The sequence below is a fragment of the Catenulispora yoronensis genome, assembly GCF_039531695.1.
Taxonomy (GTDB): domain Bacteria; phylum Actinomycetota; class Actinomycetes; order Streptomycetales; family Catenulisporaceae; genus Catenulispora; species Catenulispora yoronensis.
The window spans coordinates 1-18948 of the sequence record NZ_BAAAQN010000093.1; the positions used below are offsets into that span (position 1 = coordinate 1).

The window sequence follows — 18948 nt, forward strand, 5'->3', positions numbered from 1 at the left end:
CCAGCACTGTAATCATCGCGGTGAGGATGCGTGCATGTACGGGGTGCGTTTTGGCGGTGGCGCCGACGGGGTGTGTGGCCTTGTAGGCGGCGTGCAGGTCAGTAGCTTGCTGTGGAGTTAGGGCAGGTGGAATGAAATTGGGGGAGATGCAGTGCTCGGCCAGCCGGGAAGCAACGTCGTTGCGGTCTAGTCGTAGGGCCCATGCGATTTCGCTGCTGGCCGTGGCCAGCCCGAACTTGACGTGGAGCCTCATAAGTATCTTCGAGAGCTGATCGGGGTCGGCTGTGTCGACAAAACGGCTGAAGCTGTTGCTCCCCGTTTCCTTATATGCCGCGCGTAGCTCTGCCGTTTCGGCGGGGGTCAGCAGCGGCGCCGAGCGGCCGGGCCGAGGGCCGTAGATGCATGTGTCGCGTAGAAGCTGATAGGCCGTCTCCAGGTCTATTCTGTAGATTGTGGCGAGCCGGGGTGGCTCGATCCCATTCAGGAGCCCCTCGACTAGAGACCTCCGGAGGGTACGCCTCGCGCTATCTGTCGTCGGCAGGGTCATTTACGCAGCTGTGCCGTCGTCGAAGAACGGATATTCTTGGACACTTGCAAGCCTGTGGCGTATCGCGGCTTAAGAGTCATTGACTGGGTGACTTTCATCGTGATGTCTATCGATGTCAGGCATGTAAGCGCCATAGCGTGCGTGTCTCTGCTCTGTGTGCGAATTGCGCCTGCCGGCCGGGGGATGCGGTTCAGGTGTTGGTGTTCCGGGGGATCTTCGGTGAGTTCTTATCCTGTTTCGAAGCTGGTCAGGCCGTATATGCGGGTGTCGGCCGGGCGTGGCTCTACGCGGCCGGACCAGTACATGCGGGTGGCTTCTCCCAGGTGGGATAGGCCGCGGTGTTCGGCCAGGTCCCGAGCGTCGTGGTTTGTTTCGGGGATGTCGATGGTGATTGTCTTGGCGCCCAGGCGGCCGGCGCGCTCGCACAGGGCGTCGAATAGTGCTGTGGCGGCGCGCGGGTCCTGGGCATACAGCGGGCCGATGCGGTATCCGTGATGGGCTGGGCGTAGCACGCCGTAGCCTCTGAGGCGTGCGGTCCGGTCGGTGGCGACGAGGGTGTGGCGGTCGGGTGCTGTAGCGATGGCCAGGGCGAACTGGTATCTGCCTGCCATGGTGTCCAGGACGCATTCGGCGTCCAGGATGGCCATCTCGCGCATGTCGGGGATGGTGATGTTGGTGCAGGAGTGGTCGTGCATCGGCGGTTCGGCGGGGACCGGTCCGGTGAAGCGGATAGTGCGCCATGCAGGTATGAACCCGGCCAGCTGGTAGAAGTTGAAATCCTGTGTGGTCGCGTCGACGCCGATTGTGTGGTCGCCGGCGTGTTGGATTGCTACGCGCATGGTGTCGAGGCGGATGCCGGCCCCAGGATCCTTGATGGCTGTGAGATGGGATCCGAGGTGGGTGTATCCGTTGTTGTAGTTGATGACGCTGATTGCCGAGACAGGCTGATCGCCGAGCATGCCGATGAAGCATCCGTCGGAGTCGAGGTTCCAGACGTGGTGGAAGTCTCCGGTCCCGGGATTGTGTCCTGCCTGCGCGGCCCACTTCTCAACGATCTGCCAGGCATCAGGTCCGGCTTGTTGGACTCGCAGACCAGGTGTGTGCAGTGGACTGCGGAGCGCGAAGTAGTCCTGATCCTGCGGAGGGCTCATCGGAGTCTCCCCTTCTTCGGAAGTGGCTCGTGTGGGCAGCGCGAGCAAGGTGCATCGAAGTGTGGCCGGCGCGGTGTCGGTCGCATCGCCGGCCCGCCTGGCGTGCGGGCCGGCGATGCGGTGAGGGCTGTGATGGCGTGGGTTATGCGATGTCTTCCATCGCCTTGGCCATCTGGCGGGCCGTGATCTCGTTACGTGCGCCGTCGTATTTGCGGCTGGGTGAGGCCCACCAGCCGCCGGCGATCAGCAGGACCACTGCCAGAGCGACGGGGGCGTAGTTGAAGTTGTGAATGGTGATCGGGCGGGTTTGTGGCAGCAGAAAGGCTGTGCAGGATGCTGCGATCCATACGGTTGCGGCGCCTGCGATCCAGGGGCCTTTGCGGCCCAGGTTCCACGGGCCCGGGGTGAAGTCCCGGCCGAGGCGCAGCCGTAGGGCGATGGGGATGCCGTAGCTGGTGAACAGGCCGATCACGTTGATGGAGACCACCGCTGGGAAGGCCCAGCTGTTCCACAGGGACGGTAGCGCGAGCAGGAGTGCGAGGGTGCACACCAGCCAGACGGCGTTGCGGGGGATGCCTTTGCCGTCGGCGCCTTTGACGGTGCGCAGCCAGGTGGAGAAGGGCATCGCGCCGTCGCGGGAGAAGGCGAAGGTTTGCCGGGATGCCGCGGTGACGTTGGCGATGCCGCAGAAGAAGATCGCTCCGGTGACGACGAGTAGCAGTAGTTTGGCTCCGGTCGGGCCGAGTTGGTCCAGGAAGATCTGTGCCGCCGCGACCGGCGCGGCGGCTTCGCTGGCGTAGCGGTCTGGGATCATGGAGAAGGTGAACGCGATCGTCAGGATCAGCCCGAGAATCCAGGTGAACGCCACAGCGCGAACCATGCCGCGGGGCACCGACCATTGAGCGTTCTCGGTTTCCTCGCCGGTGTGGGCGGAGGCGTCGAAGCCGGTGAAAGTCCAGGCGGCGAACAGCAGTCCGATCGCTGAGACGTACAGTCCGGAGTGGAAGCCGGTGCTGTTGACGAAGCGGGTGAGGGCGAAGGTGGCGTTGGCATGCTGGTGGGGGACGGTGAACAGCGTGACGATGATGGCGGCGCTTCCCAGCACCAGCCACCACACCGAGATCTTGTGCAGTAGATCGGTGGTTCTGGGTGCGCAGGCGTTGAGCCAGGCGTGGATGGCCAGGACCGCGGCGTACACCACGTAAAGCTGGGCCGGGGTCAGGGTGTCGTTCCATTGCAGTGCTACGAGCGCGCCGATGAAGGAGGTCACTGCCATGTCGGTGGCGGCGACTCCGCCGAGCAGCCCGAAAAAGTTGAGCCAGCCGGCCAGCCCGGAGTAGAAGTTTCCGTGTTTGCGGGCCAGCTTGTCCGCCCAGTAGTAGCCGGCGCCCGCGACCGGGTAGGCCGAGGCGATCTCGGCCATGGACAGCACCACCAGCATCACCATGGCGCCGACGCCGGCCCAGCCGAAAACCATCAGCCGCGGTCCGCCGGCGTTCATGGGCAGCTGAATGCTGTTGGCGACCCCGGCCACGACCGCCATGATGCTTGCCGAGATCGCGAAGTTGGCGAACCCGCTCATCCGGCGCCACAGCACTCGGTTGTAGCCCAGCTCGGCCAGCCGGGCATCGTCGGCGCCACCTGTCGTGGCCCGTCGCTGGCCGGGGACAGCACCTGTTTTGGATCTCATGTGGAGGCCCTTCATGGTTGGGGACCGGGAGTGTCCGGCCCAGGTTTTGGGGACAGCAGGGCCCAGGCCCGCGCCGCAGCAGCAGGCGGGGCCCAACGGGGTTGGCCCGGGATCAGCCGGTGGTGTGCAGCCCGACCGCGCCGGGGCGGGACGCGCGCGGTGGTGCGGTGCGGTTGCGGGCAACGCCATCCAGGCAGCTGTTGTAGGCCCATGCCAGGACGTGGCCGGCGCTGGAGTCCTGGGTGCTGTGCAGCGACCAGGGCTCACTCCAGCCCCACCGGCCGATGGCCTCGAACACCGCCGCCGCCTGCGCAAACAGGCGTGCCTGACACAGCGCGTGCGCCAGCAGATGCAGATCCGGCAGCAACGCTGCCTGCCCAGGTGCGCGGTGGCGGAACCAGAGCTCGAACGCGGTGTGGATCTGCTGTTTGGCCGGCGCTGTCGACCAGCACTGGTCCGCGAAAATGACCCGCTCGGGCTGGGAGGAACGGCGGGACATCCGGAAGATCTCCACCAACGCCACCAGCGGCAGCAAATGCAGCGGCGACCCGGCGGCGGCATTGGCGCAATGCTTGAAGGCGGCCTGGGTCAGGTATCCCGATCGCTTCTCACCGAGCTGACGGGCCACTGCGGTGACCAGACGGAAATGACCCTCCCGGCTCGCTGGCGCACAGTACACAACCCAGCTAAGCAGCCGCTCCAGCTCCTGCACCGCCCGATCCGGATCCGGGGCCGGATCGGGCCGGATCGCGGCGAGTTGGAGTCGCGCGACGTGAGGCACCGGATCGCTAGCGAAGCGCTCCGCCGCCCGCGCGCAGGCCTGCTCCGCCTCCGTAATCCACGCACGAAGTTCGGGGGCGCCGCACCGGCGAGCGCGCACAGCACGTACCACCGCGGTGCGGGCGGCCAGGGCGAACCCATCAGGGCTGTTCGGCTGCTCACGTATCCAATGCTCGGCAACACCGGATGTCGACGCCGCCGCGGCCATCAACAGCAGCCGGTGACAGCGCAGGTCCGAATCCAAAGGCATCGGATGCAGCAACTCGGCGGCGCTGCCATACAGGCCGGCCCGCAGATTCTGAAGCGCGGGACCCAGCCTCAGGTCCGAGCCGGCCGCAGACCACACAAACGGGGACTGCCCAGCAGCGGGGCGACGGCGCGCCACTACCGGAGCTCCTCAGGCCAGGCAGGCTCGACCACATAGCCGGCCCTGAACTGATAGTCGGTGCGGATACCCCGTTCGAACTCGCTCGCGACCTGCCGCAGAGCCGACGCCTCGATAGGATCAAAGGATCGCTCCCGAACGTCGGCATGCTCCCGCAGCAGCTTGACGATCTCCGTCACGTCCGGACTGATGTAGAACAGCCGGCCGTCTCTGCGTTCTTCTCTTACTGCCACGGCCGCGCATCTCCTCGGGGATCGTGTAGTGGTGGCGGGTCGGTGGTATCGCGCTCCGCGCGGGTGGCCGAGAACTTGCGCGCCGTCTCGCCACAAGCTTGTGAGCAGGCCAAAGCCCTCTCGGCGATCTGATAGACGATGGCGCCGTCCGGACTCCGCAGGAACACCGCCTGCGCCTTCGCCTTGGCGACAAGCTGATCTCTCCACAGCTCGCCGGCGACGAGGTACGCCTCGAACAGGTCTGCGGCCTGCCCACGGAACAAGCGGATACGGCGATATCCCTGTCTGTCCGGGGCCCACCACAGCTCGATAAGGACCGCGACACTCCGCTCAGGACTAGGCCAGGACGCGCTGTCCAGCGGGATCACGGACTGCGAACGCCGTGGAACCGCACCCGGAGAATCCCAGGAGAAGCCCCGCGCCAGATCTCCCACAACGGTGGCCACCAGCGATGAGGTGACCCGCTCAAGCAGCGCCTCGGCCTCTGCGCGCCGGAGCAACTCCCTACCAGAGCCGTTGACAATCTTCAGGTACGCCGTCGGCAGCCCTGGGCTCCCGACACCGCACACGCTGTCTAATTGGCCGCTAGCCGGCAGGGGAGGCGAAGAGGTCGCTTGGCTGCAACCAACAGGCCGGGCCGACGTGGGGATGCCAGCCGTCATCACAAGCTCCCCTTTCGTGGCCGCCTCTGGATGTTCATGGAGCTTTGTCCACCATCAGCTCGCCGAACAGGCCACCTGGGGTATCCACCATGGGTACACAGTGCGCGGCAAATCAGGGTTCTAAGTGCTCTGGACCCGGAGAATGAACGAGTCGGTGAGGTGCCGACGACAGGTGCCAAGGACGCAGGACGGTGATGAGGATGGGGCACGTCCGACCAAGCGGGCCGTTGCTGTCTGACTACCTGCGTGCCAGCGAGGAGATGCGACAGGCGCTCGCCGAGCGCGACATAGGCACGGTGTTCGAGCTGTTGAACAAGCGCGGTGGCGTATCGCTGCGGGCGCTGGGTGCCGCCGTCGGGATGACCGGCAGCCGAGTCTTGGAGATTGTCAATGGAGACCGAAGAGTCGAGAAGCTGGAGGTTTTCGAACGTATCGCCGATGCGTTGCGTGTTCCCGGCCTCCAGCTTGGGCTCGCGCCACGGCCGTGGGAAAGCCACGAGCAGGCACCGCTTGAAAGCGCAGGTGACCGCCGCACCACGCTGGCCGCTTCGGTTGCCGACGCTGGACTTCCATGGAGTTGGGAACTTGCCCCGACGGTGGAAGCTGTCTACGGCATCACTAGGAGTGATCTGATGCTCGACCGGCGCAGCGCCCTTCGAACGATGGCCGTCACCGTCGGAATGCCGCTTATCGACCCTGTCCAGAGATGGCTGACGGGTCCTGACAGCTTCCAACCCGTCCGAGGGCGCCGGATGGGCAGGATCGGTGAGGTCGACGTTACGCGTCTGGAATCGGCGGCTCGGGTCTTCCGGAACTGGGATGATTCCTTCGGCGGAGGGCTGGCTCGCAAAGCGGTCATCGGACAGCTCAACGAGGTCGCCGATATGCTGCGTGACTCCCATCCCGAGACCATCAGGAAGCGGCTGTTTCACGTCATGGCCGTGCTGGCGAAGATCGCGGCGACGATGTCTTGGGACTGTGGCATGCCCGCCAGCGCGCAGAAGTACTACGTACTGGCTCTGCAAGCCGCCAAGCCCACCGGAGATCGTCCTTTCGGCGCTAGTGTGCTGGCTTCGATGGCTCGGCAGTTGCTGAACATGGGTGGCCCCAGGAACCGCGCGACCGACGCGCTGGAGCTCATTCGGCTGGCCCAAGACGGCAGCCGAGATCATGGCATTGCTCGGCTGACCGCGATGCTGCATACGCGTGAGGCCTGGTGCTATGCCGAGCTCGGGCGCACCGAGGCCTTCCGCCGGGCTACTGGCCAGGCTGAAGACGCTTTCGCTCATGCCGGTTCCACCGAGGAAGATCCATACTGGATCTCCTACTTCGACGCCGCAGAGCTCGCCGGCGTCACCGGTGGCCGCGCGCTGGACCTCGCACGCCAAGACCCGCGCTACGCCTCCGAGGCAGAGGCCAGCATCGAACGCGCCATCGCGCTGCGGAAAGCCGGAAGCCTGCGCAGCGCAGCCCTTGACCAAAGCGGCCTGGCGCAGGTGCATTTCCTGCGGGGCGATGTCGAACAGGCCGTCCACGTCGGACATGCAGCTATCAACGCCGCACTGCGCACTCAGTCCGATCGGGTCCGCGCCAGCCTGCGTACGTTGCATGCAACCTCGACCAACCTCCGACACCAGCCGCAAGTCGCCGAACTGCGTGAACGGCTGCATGAAGCCCTGGCATCCTGAGAACCCCGACAAACCCAGCTGGAGGATCGCAACGTGCGTATCGCTGTGACCGGCCACATGAACATCACCGAGGCCACCGCAGAACTCGTGGCTGATGCGATCCGTGAACACCTCGAAACTTTGGACACCCAGGTGACCGGCATCAGCTGCATCGCCCGGGGAGCAGACTCCGTATTCGCCCAGACTGTCTTGGACACCGGCGGCACACTGGAAGTCATCCTGCCCTCGGCCAACTACCGGCAGACCAAGGTCAAACCGGACCACGCGCCGACCTTCGACGCGCTCCTGGCCAAGGCGGCGGTCATCCACACGATGCCGTTCCCCACCGCCAACCGCGAAGCCTACGAGGCCGCCAACAGCACGATGCTCGACAACGCCGATGCACTGGTAGCTGTCTGGGACGGACAGCCTTCCCCGGACCGCGGTGGAACCGCAGGTGCCGTGGCCGACGCCCACGACAGAGGGCTGCCAGTCACCGTGATCTGGCCCGCCGGAGCTGCAAGGCAATAGGCCACCGCGTGTCAACGGAGACTCGGTGGCAGTGGTGTTGCCCAGTATCGGATCCTGGGAGCGCGGTAGAACGGCGCCGAGTGTCTGCCAAGCGAACCCCCGGGCCAGATCGCCTGTCACCACTGTCAACGGCGAGGCTGTGACCTTCTCCAAGAGGGCGGCTGCTGTGTCGTGCCGCAGCAGCTCGACGCCGCTGCCGTTGACGCTGCGCAGGAACACCTGCGGATCCGGCGCATGGCGATGGTCGCCGCCTTCGGCGAGGACCGTGCCGATACCGCTCACCAGTTCACCTCCGCTCGATCAAGTTCGCCACTGCCACGCTGGCCGTCGCAATATCCGGATACAGTGAGCAAACACGCGGTCGCGCCGCGTCGGTACTGGGTTGACGCGTTGGGTGCGTTAAAGCCGTTACAAGATCGCCTAAGGGGTAGCCGGGTATGGCGCGGGAGCGCACGCCGAACACCAAACTCGCGGAGCTGATCGCCGAGACCGGCTGGTCCTACGCGGCGTTCGCGGCGGCGTTCGTCCGCGTGGCCTCGGAAAACGGGGCCACCCAGTTCGCCGCCGTCGGCAAGGTTCACGTCTTCCACTGGACAAAGGGCACGGTGCCCTCCGATGCCGGACCGCACCTGCTGTGCGAGACGCTCTCGCGCCGACTGCACCGCCGGATCACCCTGGAAGACGCCGGATTCGGCACTGGCAGCGGGCAGCAGCCAGCCGGCAGCGGATGGGATGTCGATACCCTGGCGGCGCTGGCCGACCTCAGGAGGATCGACATCCAAACGCGCCGAGACCTTCTGGGTGCCGCGACGTACCAGACAGCTGCGCTCGCGGTGCCACCCATGCGCTGGTGGCAGCAGACTGCCCACGACGCCGCCGCCACACCCCGACCGGCCGGGCGGCATCTCGTCAACGACGCTGACCTGCAAGCCGTCAGCGAAACCACCAGGTTCATCACCCGCATGGATCAGCGCCTTGGCGGTGGCCACGCCCGCACCATGGTCGGGGCCTACCTCACTACTACCGTCGCAGACCTGCTCAACGGCCCCTTCACCAGCGACCAGGTCCGCCGGGCGATGTTCTCCGCGGCCGCGGAGCTGGCCTACCTCGGCGGCTGGACCCGGTTCGACAACGCCGAACACGGCCCAGCCCTGCGCTACTTCCAGGTCGCAGCCAAACTCGCCGGCGAAGCCGACGATGCCCCGCTGGTCGGGCACATCCTGCGGGCCGTGGCCCACCAGGCAGTCGACCTTGGCCACCCACGACGCGCCCTGCGCGTCGCCGAAGCCTCCCTGGAAGGCCAGCGATACCTTGCCGCCTCCCCACGGGAGAGAGCACTGCTGGGCGTCGTCCACGCCAAGACCCTCGGAGCGGTAGGGCAACACCGTGCCGCCACGACAGCACTGCTCACCGCCGAGAACGACCTGGCCAACGCCACCCCAGGCGATACCGAACCGGACCGGGTCTTCTTTTTCGCAGAAGCCTCCCTGGCCATGGAAACCGCCTGCACTCTGCGGGACCTCGGCGACCTCCAAGGCGCCGAGGAGTCCTTCCGCCGATCGGTCGCCCTGCGCAAGACCGACACCTTCACCCGGACCCATGCCGTGACCTTGGGGTACCTCGGCGCCGTCCAGATTCGCCGCGGCCGACTCGATGAAGCCTGCGACACCTGGGGCAAAGCCTTGGACGTCGCCGAAAACGTCTACTCCGGACGTACCCGCGCCGTGGCCACCGACATCCGACGCGAACTGTCCCCGTTCCGCAAGCGCGGCTCGCGCCTGGCCGCCGCTCTGGACACCCGCGCCCAGGCCTTCCTGGCAACAGCCCACTGACCCATACAGCGAATGGAGACCGAGCCCGTGGCCGAACAGATCGTCATGACCCCGATCGCACACATCATCAGCGACATCACCGAAGTCACCGACGACTATTGGGGCGGCACCGAGGCAATCATCCGCATCGACGACGAACGATTCACCTCCGAATCGCTGGTCGGCCTGGAAGATTTCTCCCACCTGGAAGTGGTCTTCCACTTCCACCTCACCGACAAGAACGACCTGCACTTCGGGGCGCGGCCGGCACGCAACAACCCCGCGTGGCCAGCCACCGGCTACTTCGCCCACCGCAACATGCGTAAGATCAATTGGATCGGGGTGTCCCGGTGCCGGCTGATCAAGATTGACGGCATGGATCTGCACGTCGCCGAACTCGACGCAGTCGACGGAACCCCGGTCTTGGACGTGAAACCGTGGTTCCCGGAGTTCGGGCCCCGAGGTGAAGTACGCAGTGCTACGTGGGCCACCGAGATGTTGAGCGACTACTTTGCGCCGACGGACAACGCCGCGAGCGCTGAATAGCCTTCTGCTGGGCTATAACGCCTCGTCGTCGTCGTCGTCGACGACGACGACGACCAGCTCGGCGTGTTCGTCGAGCTGCTGCACGAGGCGCTGGATGCCCGGCCACGGCAGCCGGCGACCACCGTGTTCCACTTGTCCGGCGGGTTCGACTCCGGATGTATCGGCACCACCGCTGCCAACGGCACCCGCACCAGATACGGACCGCAGCGCTTCTCATAGACGGGCCCGGCCAGACCCAACAGGAACGACGCCGCGCGGGAGTGCGCGCCGTCCTGCCGTTCGCCGCCGCGAAGCTGCTGCCGCTGGACCTCGAATGCCCCCGGGTACGCGGCAGACTCATCTTACTGTACGAGGAACCGCTGTTCTTCCCGTTCAGCCAGCTCACTGCGAAACTGGCCCGCACCGGCACGACAGCGATCGTCACCGGCCTGGGTGGGGATGAGTTGGTGGCGCTGTCCGAGAGCGAGGCCCCGCACCTGGACCTGAACCGGATGCCGGTGATGCCACCGTGGGCGGGACCAGCTGCGGTAACGCTGCTGGAGTACGCCGACGTCGGCACCGCCCCGCCGGCACCAATCAACTCCATGACCCTGCTGGCGCTGGAGAGCACCGCCCCGCCGCTGCTACGTGAGGGAATCTGGCCGATCCACCCCCGAGTCTGCCACGAACAGCACACAGGGGTCGGTCTAGACCGAGAACACCACCGGATTGGGTGGAGCCCAGCAGGCCGACATCCCGCAGTCCACCAAAAAAATCACTGTCCTGCCTTTTAGTCTGCGGACTTCACTGCTGCGGCGTTCTGAGACCTCAGCCGCAGCTAGAAAGTCGTTCGTGCTGCAGTCGGCCTGTTCGGCACAACGCTGCTATCGGCGGCTCCAGCGCATGCAGACGCTTATGGTGCTACCACCCCGAATTGTTCGGCAGTGACAAATCAGGTCACGACCCACTGGGCGGACGCCGTGTGGTTCAAGTACCGCGGCGATGTGAACGTCTGTGCGATGGAGCTCGTGCAGCGAAACGTCACCAACGGTGGCAAGACGCAGACGACTTGGGTTGACAAATACTCAGACAGTACAAGTCAGCTTTACGACAATGACGGAATACATCAGGTCCAGACCTGCGTATATGACATGGAGGCCAACGAACACGTATGCAGCGACTGGGTCAACTCAGGTACATAACGGCCTAGTGCCGGCTGTAAATATTCACATTCAGTGACCAGCTGCGCCTCAACATGGCGGCTATGCGGGGCGTGGTTTCCGCGCTCCGCATGACTTAAGGCACTCCACGGCCAGATGCCGGTCCCTTCGTTCAATCCAGCGGCCATACAGCAGCGCCGCAGCGGCGGCGCGAGGTAAGCCCAGAGACGACGAGAGGGGCTGCCTAGGGCTTTTCTTTCAGATCGGTGGTTCGTTGGTCCGGGTGTGGGGTTGAACGATGTGCAGTGGGTGCGGATTGAGCCGTTGTTGCCGGACCGGATGCCGCGTCGGGGTGGGCGGTGGCGGGATCATCGGCAGGCGATCGACACGATCGAATGGAAGTACCGGACCGGGTCGCCGTGGGAGGAACTGCCGGAACAGTTCGGATCCTGGGAGGGTGCGTACACGCGGCTGCGGAACTGGGCGCTGTGCCGGAGATCCTGGAGCGGGAGCTGTTCACCTCCCTACTGGAGGAGTCCGCAGCCGAGACCGCGTCGATGATGAACACGCTGGCTAGCATATCGGTGGCAGGGTCCTCTAGCTGACGATCACGGCGGTCAGCGATCCGATGAGCAGGGCCGGTCCCAACGGCAGGGACTGGCCGTGCTGACCGTGCTGCACCAGTGTGCGGAGTGCGACGTACAGTGCCGCCAGGCCGAAAGCGATCATCATGCCTTGCCACACCGTCGCCCATCCCAGGAATCCCAGGAGTAGCCCAAGTACTCCGACGAGCTTCACATCGCCCCAGCCCAAAGAGCCGACCGGTGCCGCCAGCGCGACCACGAGGAATACGGCGAAGAGTAGGGCTCCCGCCAGGGCGCCGCGCCACATTGCTGCGGAGCCGCTGTCGTGCCAGGCCGTCAAGCCCAGGAGCGCGGCGCTTGCTGGGTAGGCAGGCAGCAGGATCCGGTTGGGAAGCTTTCGAGTGGTGGCGTCGATGGCGCCTAGGGCCGGGGTGATGGCGACCAGGTACAGGTAAGCCGGCAACCGGGCCTGCATGCCGAACCGGGCGCCGATCAGCGCTCCGGTCAGGCCGCCGAGGACCGCCAGCAGCCATCCTGGAAGCGTGAGCGCGTCGTCACTCTCGCCTTGGGAAGCAGCTCGCCGGAGTGCGTGGCGGGCGTAGAGGCCAGCGGCAATGCCGACGCCTCCGCCCAGCACGATGGCGGGCGCATCGGCGCTGAAATGACTCATCGACGTCCTTCGAACCAAGGTCGGTCGCTGTGGGAACCAAGTGGGAACTTGATTACAATATCGTCACCACGCGCCGGTATTGGGCGGTATCTAGGGGTATCGGCAGGTATAAAAATCTCGGCAAGGTAACGCGCGCCAGGTTGGCCTGGAAGTACTCGAGACGATCTGCATAGCCTGCTCGCGGCCTGGATGGTCGGGCTGGATCAAGTCAAGTACTACTAGCGGGGACTACAGATGGCTCATCGTTCTCTCGGAGGCCGTGCCTCGGCTGGCGTTGTCCTCGGCGCGGTGCTGCTGGCGACAGCCAGTTGCGCAAGCACCTCGTCGGGCGGGGCGAAGACGCCCTTGTCGCCGGGGCCGTCGACCACCGGTACCGCCACGACCGGCGCGACACCCACTGTCTCGGCCACCGTGTCGTCCCCATCGACTCCGGTCGACCAGAACAGCCCGGAGGCGCAGGCCGGCATCGTCACCTACCGGGCGATGTGGGCTGACGTGGTCAAGGTCCAGGCGACGATGAACGACAACGACCTGACCCTGTCCCATCATCTCGTCGGTGACGCTCTGACCTATTTCCACAGCGCGACCCATATCAATAGGTTGAACGGGTATGTGTCCGCCAAGGGCGAGCCGAAACTGCTTGACCCGGTCGTGACCCACGTTGTCGGCTCTGGTTCGAGCGTGCAAATCGTGGTGACTGATTGTGTCGATGACAGCGGCTATACCAAGTACACCAGTGACGGCACCAAGGTGAACGATGGCGACCCGGGCGGTCGGCGGTTTACTCAAGCCCTGGTCGTTCCGGTTGACGGCGGCTACAAGGTCAAGACATTCGCCTACAGCCGGACCGGGACGTGCTGACACGAATAGGCTGCGGACGCCGTGTCAGTGCGATCGGGGTTCTGGTGTTCGCGGCGCTGATTACTGGCGCAACCACGGTTAGGGCGTCGGTGAATCCGGGCGATCCGGGAAGCGGGACGGGCGTGAACTGCGATCCCGCCAGTGGGAAGTGCGATGTTGTGGTGACAACGCCGGGAACACCCGGTTCTGCTGCGCCCTCGTTTCCGAACGCTGGAGGCGGTTCGTCCGGCTCCGGAGGATCCGAAGCGTCACCTTCGCCGTCGCAGACACTGCTCAACGGGGCGTGTGTCTACGCCGCGGACCCGGCATACACTCCTCAGCCGGGGGAAGACGCTCCCAGTGGTGAGAAGGGTGCCTGGTACCTCGAGACGTGCCCGGATGCGATCAAGACCGGCGGTGATCCGACAAAGCCGATCGCTACTACGACGCAGCGGGACGTGTGGCTGACCACGCCACCTCCGGCGGCGCTGATGCAGCCGACGGCGGCGCAGTTGGCGGACCGGGCACGTAACAGCCTGGTGCTGCCCAGGCCGGTGATCGGCTCGAACCCACCGGTCGGCAGCCCGCAGTGGGTAAGTGTCCCCACCTGGTCTTTTCTACCCAAGGAGATGTGGGTCCCGGTATCAGCTCAGGCTGCCGTCCCGGGCATGTCGGTGACGGCCACCGCTACTCCCGTCTCGGTGAGGTGGGATTACGGAGACGGTACGTCGACGGTATGTACCGGTCCGGGAACACAGTTCACTCCGGGCACTGATCCGAAGGCGTCCTCGCCGGACTGCGGCCATACCTACCGCACCTCGTCCGGCGGCGCATTGGGTGGGAAGTTCCAGGTCACAGCGATGATCGGCTGGCGAGTCGACTGGATCGGCGCTGGTCAGGCCGGAACGCTGAATGACCTGACCACGACCGCGACCGTCCCGGTTACCGTGCAGCAGTCTCCGGCGATCGTCACCGGCACCGGATAGACCCGCTCCTCCTTCATCAGCGCCGCGTGGCGATTCCGCCGCCCGGTCAGCCTCTCCTCCCACGATCCTGTGAAAGGGCATGCCGCACATGGCTACCTCCATGCCGAAAACGACTCCGGTGAAGTTCCCCGGGCGTTTGGGCGGTTCGGCGAAGAAGGCCGAGCCGCGTCTGTCGCCGGCGGCGAAGCGCCGCAGTGTGCCTTATGCGGTCCTTGGTGGTGCGCTCGCGGTGGTGTTCGCGGTCGGGTTCGCGGCGACCTCGCTGAACTTCGGCGGGAAGCAGTCGTATTTGGCGGTGGTGAAGCCGGTGCGGGCCGGGCAGGTCATCCAGGCGTCCGACCTGGCAACCGTGCAGGTGGCCACGGACGCAGGACTGGGCCTCATTCCGGCTTCGGCGCAGAGCTCCGTGGTCGGGCAGGCTGCGGCGCTGCCGCTGGCGCCGGGGGCCTTGGTGACGCGGCGCGAGGTGGGTCCGGCCAGCTTCCCGCCGGCCGGGCAGCAGGTGATTGCGGTGGCGGTGAAGACCGGACAGTACCCGCTGGAGCTGGCCCCCGGGGCGCACGTGGTTGTCGGCACCGCCCCGGCCTCCGGCAGCTCGGGCACGGCGACGTCGACGCCGCTGTCGGCCGCGCCGAGCGCAGTGGTGCTGTCGATCACGCCTGGCACGGATTCGGGGACCGGTTCGGTGTCGCTGCTGGCCGATGCCGGTTCTGCGTCGGCGATCGCGGCGATCCCGGCCGCGCAGGTGCAGCTGGTGCTGTCCTCTCCGGCGGGGAGCTGATCGCCGATGTTGATCGCACTGGGATCGTTGAAGTCCTCGCCCGGGGTGACCACGGCCGCCGCCGCGATCGGGGCGATGTGGCCGGGGGCCGGTGCCGGGGAGCCGGTGCTGCTGGAGGCCGACGCCCGCGGCGGTGACTTGGGCGCCCGGTTCAAGCTGGGCCAGGAGCCGGGTCTGGCCTCGTTGTCGGTGGCGGCCCGCCGCAGCACCGACGCGGCGCTGCTGGCCGAGCACGTCCAGGAGCTGCCGGGCGGGCTGAAGGTGGTGCTGGCGCCGCCGCCGGCGGAGAACGCGTCGGCGGCGATGAAGATGCTCGCCGAGGACGCCTGTGAGTGGGTGGGTGCGGTCGGCGCCCAGGATGACCTGGCCGTGGTCGCCGACCTGGGCGATCTGACCCCTGAAGGGCACGGCTGGGTAGTGGCCGGGGCTGCGGAGGTGCTGCTGCTGGTGGCGCGCCCGGTGCTGGAGGAGCTGACCCGGGTCATCAGCGGCGCCGAGGGTCTGTTGGCGCGCTGCCGGGCGACCGATACCCGTTTGGGCCTGGTGACCGTGGGGTCGGGGCCGTTCACGGTGGAGGAGATCGAGGAGTCGACCGGGCTGTCCGTGCTCGCCGAGCTGCCCGATGACGCCGCGGCGGCGGCGATGCTGGCTGGCCGTCCCGATCCGCGCGGGGCTCTGTCCAGGCTGGCCGCGCGCAGCGGGATCGCCGGGCTGCCGCTGGCCATGGCCGCAGCCGAGCTGGCCGCCACTCTGGCCGCCGAGCACCAGCAGGCCGGCATCGAACCAGGGGACGGCACGGAAGCCCGTCCCGAGTCTGAGCCGATCGGAGTTGTGGCATGAGCGTTGCGACCTTCGAGCGCGAGGCGCTGACCGATGACGAGCAGCACTTGGTGCGCAAGCTGCGCGCCTCGGTCGGCGCCCGGCTGGCCGAGCGCGTCGGCGACAGCTCCGACAGCTTCGAGCGGGAGCGGGTCGGTCGGGAGCTGATCGAGGACGCGCTGATGGCCCACGCCCGCGCCGGGCTGGCCGGCGGCGGCCGGGATGTGCTGGATGGCCAGGCCGAGGCCAAGGTTGGCCGGGCGGTGTTCGACGCGCTGTTTGGGATGGGCGGGCTGCAGCGGTGGCTGGACGACCCGTCAGTGGAGAACATCACGGCCAACGGATTCGACAACGTCTTCGTTCACTACGCCGACGGCCGCAAGGTCCGGGTCGGGCCGCTTGCGGCGTCCGAGGAGGACTTCGTCGACCTGCTGCGCACGATCGCCGCGCGGGCCGGCGCCGAGGAGCGGATCTTCGACCGGGCGCATCCGCAGCTGAACATCCAGCTGCCCGACGGCAGCAGGTTGTTCGCGGTGATGGCGGTGTCCCGCCGGGTATCGCTGACCGTGCGCAAGCACCGCCACATGGCCGTCTCCCTGCGGGAGCTGGCGGCCCTGGGCATGCTCGACCTCGACGTTGCCGCGCAGCTGGAGTCTGCGGTGCGGGCCAAGCTGAACATCCTGATCTGCGGCGCGATGGGTGGCGGTAAGACCACTGTGCTGCGCGGCCTGGCGGCGTGCATCGGCCCGGAGGAGCGCCTTGTCACTATCGAGGACACCTACGAGCTCGGGCTGGAGCACGCCCACCCCGACGTGGTGGCGATGCAGGCCCGCGAAGCCAACCTCGAGGGCCAGGGCGCCGTTTCCCAGGCCGAGCTGGTGCGGATGTCGCTGCGCATGAACGCCAGCCGCGTCATCGTCGGTGAGGTCCGCGGCGAGGAGCTGGTGCCGATGCTCAACGCGATGACCATGGGAACCGACGGGTCGCTGGGCACCATCCATGCCTCGTCGTCTAAGCAGGCGTTCGACAAGATGGCCACCTACGCCATCCAGTCTCCGGAGCGTCTGGACCGCGCGGCCACGAACCTGCTGGTCGGCACCGCGCTGCACGTGGTGATCCAGCTGGGGCGGCTGCGCGACGGCACCCGCGTGGTGTCCTCGATCCGGGAGATCACCGGCGTCGGGGACAACGGCGAGGTCACCAGCAACGAGGTCTACAAGCCCGGCCGCGATGGCCGGGCCGTGCCCGGCACCGGCTGGACCGCCGACACCGCACAGCGCCTCATCGACGCCGGACTCGACGAGGACGTCCTGACCCGCTCGGCGCGCGCGGGATGGTCGATATGAACACCGGAGTGCTGACCGCGATCTTGTGCGGCCTGGGCGTGGCGGCGGGGATCACGCTCATGCTGCGCGGCTTGCTCGGCGTGCCCGCCGACGCCGAGCCGAAGGGCTCGGGTGCCGGGGAGCTGCTGGAGCGGCTGAAGGCGCCGGGCACGACGCGCAGGGTGCTGTTCTCGGCCGCCGCCGCAGTGGCGACGGTGGTGTTCACCGGGTGGCCGGTCGCCGCCGGGATCGCCGCGCTGGCCGCCTGGGTGCTGCCGGGCATGTTCGCCAAGGACTCCGGCGCGGCGGGCGACCAGGTGCGTACTGAGGCGATCGCGACGTTCACCGAGGCGCTGCGCGACACCCTGGGCGCGGCGGCGGGTCTGGAGCAGTCGATCCTGGCTGCTGCGGCCAACGCGCCGGTGCCGATCCGGGCCGAGGTCGCCGAGCTGGCGGCGAACCTGAAGGCCGGGAAGCGTCTGGATGAGGCGCTGCGCGCGTTCGCCGCGGACCTCGGGGACGCCACCGGCGACCTGGTGGTCGCAGCCCTCGTGCTGGCCTCCCGCCAGCAGGCCCGCAACCTCGGCGAGGTGCTGGGCGAGCTGGCCCGGTACGCCCGGGAGCAGGCCGCGCAGAGCATGCGGATCACCGCTGACCGGGCCCGTACCCGCTCCTCGGTGCGGATCATCGTCGTGTTCGTGCTGGCGGTGGCCGGGCTGCTGGTGGTGATGGACGGCTCCTACATGACCCCCTACAACGGCCCGACCGGGCAGATCGTGCTCGCGGTCGTGGCCGGGGTGTTCGGCGTCGCGTTCGCGTGGCTGAACAAGATCGCCGCACCGAAGCAGCCGACTCGGTTCCTGACCCGTCTACAGGCCAACCCGGGCGACGAGGGGGCCGGGCGATGATGACCGCTCTGATCTGCGGCGGCGGATTCGGCCTGGCCGTTGCCGTGCTGGTCTTCGGGCTGTACCCGCCTAAGCCGACCCTGGCCCAGGCGCTGTCGGCGCTGTCGGCCGGCACCGCCCCGGCGCCGATCCTGGCCTCCAAGGCCGACGGCTGGGTGGCGCGCGCCGGAGCGCCGTTCGCCGGATTCCTGGCCGGTCTCGGTCTGCCCGGCGCGAAGGCGCGCAAGGACCTGGCGGTCCTGGAGCGCTCGACGGCCTCGCACCTGGCGCAGAAGGGGATGCTCGCGGTGCTCGGGCTTGGTGCCCCGCTGGCCCTGGCCGCACTGATGTCGGCGGCCGGGTCTCCGATGGGCTGGTTGATGCCGGCCTGGCTGTCGGCGGCGTTCGCCGCCGCCGGGTTCCTGGCGCCGGACTACGTCATCCGCTCCGAGGCCGCCGAGCGCCGCAAGGACATGGTCCGCGCGTTGAGCGCGTTCCTGGACCTGGTCACGCTGTCGCTGGCGGCCGGCGGCGGGGTGGAGGCCGCTTTGAAGGAGGCGTCGCTGGTCGGGGACGGCTGGGCTTTCACCGCGCTGCGCAAGGCGTTGGCCACCGCCGAGATCTCCCGGGTCGCCCCGTGGCAGACCCTCGGGCAGCTCGGCGCCGAGCTCGACGTGCCCGCGCTCGGCGAGCTGGCCGCCTCGCTGGTGCTGGCAGGCTCCGAGGGCGCGAAGGTCCGGGCGTCGCTGTCGGCCAAGGCCGCCACGCTGCGCGCCAACGGCCTGGCCGAGGCCCAGGGCGAGGCCAACGCCGCCAGCGAGCGGATGAGCTTGCCGGTCGTGGTCATGGGACTGGGCTTCATGCTCCTGATCGGGTACCCGGCCATGGCGCACGTCATGAACGGTCTGTAAAGG

20 protein-coding genes are annotated in these 18948 nt (G+C 67.3%); 13 read left to right on the plus strand and 7 right to left on the minus strand.

From position 1 onward, the window contains the following. The 6 genes from ABD481_RS43480 to ABD481_RS43505 all read right to left on the minus strand — a co-directional run. A partial coding sequence (locus tag ABD481_RS43480) for a hypothetical protein (protein WP_344671784.1) occupies positions 1–547 on the minus strand: 547 nt, incomplete at its 3' end. A gap of 227 nt (positions 548–774) precedes the next feature. Next, positions 775–1698 carry a GNAT family N-acetyltransferase gene (locus ABD481_RS43485; RefSeq protein ID WP_344671785.1) on the minus strand — a complete coding sequence of 308 codons (924 nt, stop codon included), beginning with the start codon at positions 1696–1698 and terminating at the stop codon, positions 775–777. Between the two features lie 142 nt (positions 1699–1840). Further along, positions 1841–3388 carry an amino acid permease gene (locus tag ABD481_RS43490; protein WP_344671786.1) on the minus strand — a complete coding sequence of 516 codons (1548 nt, stop codon included), beginning with the start codon at positions 3386–3388 and terminating at the stop codon, positions 1841–1843. Between the two features lie 112 nt (positions 3389–3500). After that, positions 3501–4553 (minus strand): hypothetical protein, encoded by a 1053-nt coding sequence (locus ABD481_RS43495; protein ID WP_344671787.1) that lies wholly within the window; start codon positions 4551–4553, stop codon positions 3501–3503. Then, a complete protein-coding gene (locus ABD481_RS43500; RefSeq protein WP_344671788.1) occupies positions 4553–4732 on the minus strand; it encodes a hypothetical protein in 180 nt (59 codons plus the stop codon). Before ABD481_RS43500 ends, ABD481_RS43495 begins: the two co-directional genes overlap by 1 nt. A gap of 44 nt (positions 4733–4776) precedes the next feature. Further along, the gene (locus ABD481_RS43505; protein WP_344671789.1) at positions 4777–5286 is read right to left on the minus strand and encodes a hypothetical protein; all 510 of its coding nucleotides are present in this window, start codon (positions 5284–5286) and stop codon (positions 4777–4779) included. A gap of 389 nt (positions 5287–5675) precedes the next feature. On the opposite strand from ABD481_RS43505, the gene ABD481_RS43510 reads away from it, so the two are divergent. The 6 genes from ABD481_RS43510 to ABD481_RS47560 all read left to right on the plus strand — a co-directional run bounded on the left by ABD481_RS43510 (position 5676) and on the right by ABD481_RS47560 (position 11703). Next, a complete protein-coding gene (locus tag ABD481_RS43510; RefSeq protein WP_344671790.1) occupies positions 5676–7136 on the plus strand; it encodes a helix-turn-helix domain-containing protein in 1461 nt (486 codons plus the stop codon). Between the two features lie 57 nt (positions 7137–7193). Next, entirely contained in the window at positions 7194–7646 is a 453-nt protein-coding gene (locus ABD481_RS43515; RefSeq protein WP_344671819.1) for a hypothetical protein, read from the plus strand. A 437-nt stretch (positions 7647–8083) separates the two neighbouring features. Next, positions 8084–9478 (plus strand): NsdA family TPR-like regulatory protein, encoded by a 1395-nt coding sequence (locus ABD481_RS43520; RefSeq protein ID WP_344671791.1) that lies wholly within the window; start codon positions 8084–8086, stop codon positions 9476–9478. Positions 9479–9505: 27 nt separating this feature from the next. Further along, positions 9506–10003, plus strand: coding sequence for an SAM-dependent methyltransferase (locus ABD481_RS43525; RefSeq protein ID WP_425559415.1), 498 nt, complete (start codon positions 9506–9508; stop codon positions 10001–10003). 260 nt (positions 10004–10263) lie between these two features. Beyond that, the gene (locus ABD481_RS43530) at positions 10264–10776 is read left to right on the plus strand and encodes a hypothetical protein (protein WP_344671792.1); all 513 of its coding nucleotides are present in this window, start codon (positions 10264–10266) and stop codon (positions 10774–10776) included. 666 nt (positions 10777–11442) lie between these two features. After that, positions 11443–11703, plus strand: a complete 261-nt coding sequence (locus ABD481_RS47560) for a transposase (protein WP_425559416.1) — start codon at positions 11443–11445, stop codon at positions 11701–11703. 36 nt (positions 11704–11739) lie between these two features. On the opposite strand, the gene ABD481_RS43535 is transcribed toward ABD481_RS47560, so the two are convergent. Further along, the gene (locus ABD481_RS43535; protein ID WP_344671793.1) at positions 11740–12396 is read right to left on the minus strand and encodes a prepilin peptidase; all 657 of its coding nucleotides are present in this window, start codon (positions 12394–12396) and stop codon (positions 11740–11742) included. A 288-nt stretch (positions 12397–12684) separates the two neighbouring features. Between ABD481_RS43535 and ABD481_RS43540 the strand changes: the two genes are divergently transcribed. The 7 genes from ABD481_RS43540 to ABD481_RS43570 all read left to right on the plus strand — a co-directional run bounded on the left by ABD481_RS43540 (position 12685) and on the right by ABD481_RS43570 (position 18945). After that, entirely contained in the window at positions 12685–13257 is a 573-nt protein-coding gene (locus ABD481_RS43540) for a hypothetical protein (RefSeq protein WP_344671794.1), read from the plus strand. A gap of 44 nt (positions 13258–13301) precedes the next feature. After that, positions 13302–14222, plus strand: a complete 921-nt coding sequence (locus tag ABD481_RS43545) for a hypothetical protein (protein ID WP_344671795.1) — start codon at positions 13302–13304, stop codon at positions 14220–14222. 100 nt (positions 14223–14322) lie between these two features. After that, positions 14323–15003 (plus strand): SAF domain-containing protein, encoded by a 681-nt coding sequence (locus tag ABD481_RS43550; RefSeq protein ID WP_344671796.1) that lies wholly within the window; start codon positions 14323–14325, stop codon positions 15001–15003. Between the two features lie 6 nt (positions 15004–15009). Further along, the gene (locus ABD481_RS43555) at positions 15010–15843 is read left to right on the plus strand and encodes a CpaE/TadZ family protein (protein ID WP_344671797.1); all 834 of its coding nucleotides are present in this window, start codon (positions 15010–15012) and stop codon (positions 15841–15843) included. Continuing rightward, positions 15840–17168, plus strand: coding sequence for a TadA family conjugal transfer-associated ATPase (locus ABD481_RS43560; RefSeq protein WP_344671798.1), 1329 nt, complete (start codon positions 15840–15842; stop codon positions 17166–17168). Before ABD481_RS43555 ends, ABD481_RS43560 begins: the two co-directional genes overlap by 4 nt. Then, positions 17165–18055 (plus strand): type II secretion system F family protein, encoded by an 891-nt coding sequence (locus ABD481_RS43565; protein ID WP_344671799.1) that lies wholly within the window; start codon positions 17165–17167, stop codon positions 18053–18055. Before ABD481_RS43560 ends, ABD481_RS43565 begins: the two co-directional genes overlap by 4 nt. Next, positions 18052–18945: a type II secretion system F family protein gene (locus tag ABD481_RS43570; protein WP_344671800.1), complete on the plus strand. Its 894-nt coding sequence runs from the start codon at positions 18052–18054 to the stop codon at positions 18943–18945. Before ABD481_RS43565 ends, ABD481_RS43570 begins: the two co-directional genes overlap by 4 nt. The last annotated feature ends 3 nt before the right edge of the window (positions 18946–18948 follow it).